This window comes from Mucilaginibacter sp. P4_G9 (assembly GCF_056400985.1).
In genome coordinates this window covers 1-5,218 of record NZ_JBFUKF010000348.1, presented here as the reverse complement: position 1 = coordinate 5,218, position 5,218 = coordinate 1, and the positions used below count along the sequence as shown (strand labels likewise).

Annotated in this window: 4 protein-coding genes; all 4 read right to left on the bottom strand. The window is 42.3% G+C overall.

Translation table 11 applies throughout. The annotated features are described in order from the left end of the window. Window positions 1-131, bottom strand: a 131-nt coding sequence (locus AC1DPZ_RS21375) for a FoF1 ATP synthase subunit delta/epsilon (RefSeq protein ID WP_477407236.1), incomplete at its 3' end; no start/stop codon positions are given. A gap of 94 nt (window positions 132-225) precedes the next feature. Beyond that, complete coding sequence (atpD, locus tag AC1DPZ_RS21370; protein ID WP_477407234.1) at window positions 226-1,731, bottom strand: F0F1 ATP synthase subunit beta; 1,506 nt, start codon at window positions 1,729-1,731, stop codon at window positions 226-228. A 156-nt stretch (window positions 1,732-1,887) separates the two neighbouring features. Beyond that, window positions 1,888-2,877: an NAD(P)H-quinone oxidoreductase gene (locus AC1DPZ_RS21365; RefSeq protein WP_477407232.1), complete on the bottom strand. Its 990-nt coding sequence runs from the start codon at window positions 2,875-2,877 to the stop codon at window positions 1,888-1,890. A 205-nt stretch (window positions 2,878-3,082) separates the two neighbouring features. Next, window positions 3,083-5,218: FtsX-like permease family protein (locus tag AC1DPZ_RS21360; RefSeq protein ID WP_477407230.1), on the bottom strand; the 2,136-nt coding region annotated here is incomplete at its 5' end.

The following is a 5,218-nucleotide window of genomic DNA, read 5'->3' as shown; positions in this document are numbered from 1 at the left end:
TCCTGAAGGGTTGATATAATAGGGGCGTGGTGGTTTAATATTTCAAATAATCCCAACATACCAGGAACAGTTACCGATGTGGCTTCGCCCTCGTAGATTTTTTTATCGGGAGTAAGAATTTCTAAAGTCATTTCTTTATAGTATCAAGTAGTTAGTATCAAGTATCAAGTATTTTGCAATTAGTATCAAATAGCAGTCTTGCTACCTGATACTAACTACTTGATACTAGTTATTGGCTTCAGCCAATAACTTCTTACCTTTTTCAATGGCATCTTCAATGCTTCCAACTAAGTTGAATGCACCCTCTGGGTATTCATCAACTTCGCCATCCATGATCATGTTGAAACCTTTAATGGTTTCTTTAATGTCAACCAATACACCTTTTAAACCGGTGAACTGCTCGGCAACGTGGAATGGTTGTGACAAGAAACGCTGAACACGGCGCGCACGTGATACAACCAGTTTATCTTCTTCAGATAACTCGTCCATACCAAGAATCGCGATGATATCCTGCAGCTCTTTGTAGCGTTGTAAAGTTTCTTTAACACGCTGAGCTGTATTGTAGTGCTCGTCACCTAAAATAGCTGGGCTAAGGATACGTGATGTAGAATCCAAAGGATCCACAGCAGGATAAATACCTAACTCGGCAATTTTACGTGAAAGTACAGTTGTAGCATCTAAGTGGGCAAATGTTGTTGCCGGTGCAGGGTCGGTCAAGTCATCCGCAGGTACGTAAACGGCCTGTACAGATGTAATTGAACCACGTTTGGTTGAAGTGATACGCTCTTGCATGGTACCCATCTCTGTTGCCAGTGTTGGCTGGTAACCTACCGCAGATGGCATACGACCTAATAACGCCGATACTTCAGAACCTGCCTGTGTAAAGCGGAAAATGTTATCGATAAAGAAAAGGATATCGCGGCCTTTGCCATCCTCATCACCATCGCGGAAATATTCGGCAATAGTTAAACCCGATAAGGCCACACGTGCACGGGCACCGGGAGGCTCGTTCATCTGTCCGAAAACAAATGTTGCTTTAGAATCCTTCATGGCTTCCCTGTCTATTTTAGACAGATCCCAGCCACCTTCTTCCATTGAATGCATAAATGCATCACCATATTTTATAATGCCTGCTTCAAGCATCTCGCGCAAAAGGTCATTACCTTCACGTGTACGCTCGCCAACACCCGCAAATACCGAAAGACCTGCATAAGCTTTCGCGATGTTGTTGATCAGCTCCTGGATTAATACTGTTTTACCTACACCAGCACCACCAAACAAACCAATTTTACCACCTTTTACATAAGGCTCTAATAAATCGATAACTTTGATACCTGTAAATAATACTTCAGTTTCGGTAGACAGATCTTCGAAACGCGGAGGAATATTGTGAATAGGGCGGCCATTGGTTTTATCAAGATCAGGGATACCATCAATAGCATCGCCTACTACGTTAAATACACGGCCTTTAATGTTTTCGCCAACCGGCATTTTAATAGCCGATTCCAGATCCACAACCGGCATGCCACGTAGCAGTCCGTCTGTTGAATCCATCGCAATCGCGCGCACACGATCTTCGCCTAAATGTTGTTGAACTTCTAAAATGATTTTTTGGCCATTATCTTTCGTGATCTCTAACGCATCATAAATTTTGGGAAGATGAGCGTCATCAGCGAAACTTACGTCAACTACCGGACCGATGATCCGTGATATTTTTCCAATGTTTGGCATATATAACCTGGTGTTTAAAAAATTTTCCTTTTTAATAACTCTATATAAAAAATATAAGATGCTATTTCAGAGGCGCAAAGTTATGATTTCTATCCAAATATTTAAATAGCAAAGGCAACATTTTTGCATGATAATTTATACCGGCTTTAATTATTGTTACTGATGGTCAAAAATGAGTATAATTTTGCCAATATGTGTGCTGCTTTCCATCAGCTCATGGGCTTTGCAGGCATCAGCGGCCCCGAAAATCGAGTGGATAACCGGCTTAATATCACCGGATGCTAAAAGTGGCCAAATGGTCTCCTTCAAGTTTTGAGCTATCTTTCCCTTAAATTCCACTTCCCGTGAACGCAGCGTCGAGCCGGTAATTACCAGTCGCTTCCTCATCACCTGGGCCAGGTCAACCTGTACATTACTGCCATTCATGGTATTTATTAATACCAGTCTGCCTTCAACTGCAAGCGATCTGATATTCCCCTCGGTATAACTGCCGCCTATCATATCCAGTATCACATCAACGCCTTTGCCGCCGGTAAGTTCCATAATAACATCAGCAAAATTTTCCGTTTTATAGTTTATTGCCTTTACCGCGCCCAAAGCTTCGCAAAAGCGGCATTTATCGTCCGATCCGGCCGTTACATAAATTTTATGCCCCAATGTTTTTGCCATTTGTATGGCAGCTACACCAATGCCGCTTGAGCCGCCATGAACCAGCAGCGTTTCTTTTCGTTTTAAAGCTGCCCTGTCAAATACATTGCTCCATACCGTGAAAAATGTTTCTGGCAGTGATGCAGCTTCGGCAAAAGAAAGGCTGTCAGGTATAGGCAAACATTGTGCTTCGGGTGCGTTGCAGTATTCGGCATAGCCACCACCTACAACAAGCGCGCAAACCTTATCGCCAACCATTAATTGGGTAACGGTTGCACCAATTGCAATTACAATACCGGCAATTTCCAGGCCGGGGATATCAATGGGTACACCTGCCGGTGGCGGATAATTACCTTTACGCTGAAAAACATCGGGGCGGTTTACGCCTGCCGCCATCACCTGTATGAGTACTTCATTATCGCTATAAGCAGGCTTTGGTCTTTCGGCTATTTGCAAAACGGAAGGCCCGCCGGGCTGTGTTATAATTACGGCTTTCATAGAGGTAATAAATATGCGGCAAATGTATCTTTAAATTGAAAAATGTAAACCCAACTCCTAAACGCTAAGAAGTTACCTAAATTTTATTCAACAGTGTTTTTATTTGTCAACAGGACATATATCTGCTATCGCGTTGTTATACTTATGCCAGGTACATGCTCTCTGTGTTAGTGAAGAATCGGCAATGAGCAGGTAAAGCAAGAGGCTATTCGCTTCTTAAACTTTTAACGGGATTAGCCATGGCCGCTTTGAATGATTGCGTAAAAATGGTGATAAATGCGATAGTTATAGCGCCTAAGCCTGATATAATTATTACCCACCATTGAACATTATCACGGTAGGCAAAACCCTGCAGCCATTTTTGCATAGTTAGCCATGCCAGGGGGGAGGCAATTACAAACGAGATAACTACCAGTTTAATAAAATCCTTTGATAACATAGTAACTATGGCTGAAACACTTGCGCCTAATACTTTGCGGATGCCTATTTCCTTATTGCGCTGCTCGGCCGCGTAGGCGGCTAAACTAAACAGGCCAAGGCAGGCAATGATTACTGCTAAAGTTGTAAAAATTAAAAATAATGAGGCAATGCGCTGTTCGGTATGATATGCCGAATTAAAATCATCATCCATAAACGAGTAAGCAATATGCTGATTGGGGGATACTGCGTTCCATTTGTTTTCTATCTGTGGCAGGTATGGTTTCACATTATTTCCATTCAACCTGATGCTTAAAGCATTAGTGTTATTTTCCAGTATCATTACCACCGGTGTTATATTGTCTCTTAACGAGCTGAAATTAAAATCCCTTACAACCCCGATAACATGGTATTCCTGTACCCCTTTTTTTGAACCGTCGGCTATGTAATATAATGAACGGTTCAGCGGGTTTTTACTAAAGCCAAGCATGCGGGCAGCGGTTTCGTTGATGATCATACCTGCCGAATCAGTGGTCATTTGATCAGAGAAATTGCGCCCTTTTGAAAGACTCATACCCATTGTTGCTAAATAATCCCCGTCAATCGGCCACACTTCGGTAAATAGTGCATTCCTGGAATTTGGCACCTTATTGGTAAACACCGAGTTTGGTTGCCTGAGACTGCTGGTTGGTATAAAGCCGCTTAACGAGGCGTTAGTAACCCCAGTAATTTCCTTAACCTGCTGCTTAAATAGTTTGGCATTGTTAAGCCCTATGGTATTCCTGATTACCAATACGTGGCTGCGGTCAAAGCCCAGGTTTTTATTTTGAATGAAGTTTAATTGGTTATAAATCACCAATGTGCCTATCACCAAAAATATCGATATGGAAAATTGCACTACTACCAAAAAGTTACGAAAACCACCGCCCTTAAAGCCCGTAGATAGTTTGCCTTTTAATACAGTAATGGGCTCAAAGCTGGAAAGGTAAAATGCAGGGTATGATCCTGCAATTACCCCAACCACTATAATAATTGCAAGTAGCGCAGGGAAAAGCCATTGGATTGTTTGAACCGAAATTGTAAGTTCCTTGCCCGATACCTGGTTAAATAATGGCAAAAGAAACCAAGCTACTGTAATGGCAATTATTGTTGCAAATAATGTAATCAATAAGGACTCGGACAGGAACTGGAAAATGAGATTTTTGCGCGACGAGCCTAATACCTTACGTACCCCTACTTCCCGTGCCCGGTTTGCTGAGCGGGCTGTTGAAAGGTTCACGAAGTTTATACAGGCAATAAGCAGTACGAACAATGCAATGGCCGAGAAGATGTATACATAATCCATACTGCTGTTGGCCCCAAGTTCGTATTGCCGGTTTGAGGTAAGGTGGATCTTTGTAAGCGGAGTTAAATTCAGGCTGATAGCGTTGCCATTTTTTTCGAAGTTTTGCCAGTTGAAACCGGGTTGTTGAGCAAAGTATTTGCGGAACAAGTCATCAACCTTTTTCTCAAATCTTTTAGTATCTGCGCCCGGCTTAAGTAAAGCATAAGTAGTAAAACTGAAACCATTCCAGTTAGTGGCCTTGCTCGATTCCAGCGATGACATTGACAGGAAGAAGTCAAAATTAAAATGCGATTGTGCCGGGATGTTTTTTACTACTCCGGTTATTTTATAGTTGATATTACTGTTAACTAAAGTAATGTATTCGCCAACTACATTGGTGTGGTTAAAGTATTTTTTGGCTGCTGTCTCGCTTAGTACAACGGTATTGGGCTCTTTTAAAGCAGTTTTCGGGTCGCCATCAAGCAGGGGGAGGGTAAAAACATCAAATATGCCGGCATCGCCATAAACTACCTTGCTTTCGTTCACATGCTCATTGCCTTTTTTAAACCGGATATCGGTAGCTGCTATCATCCTTACAGC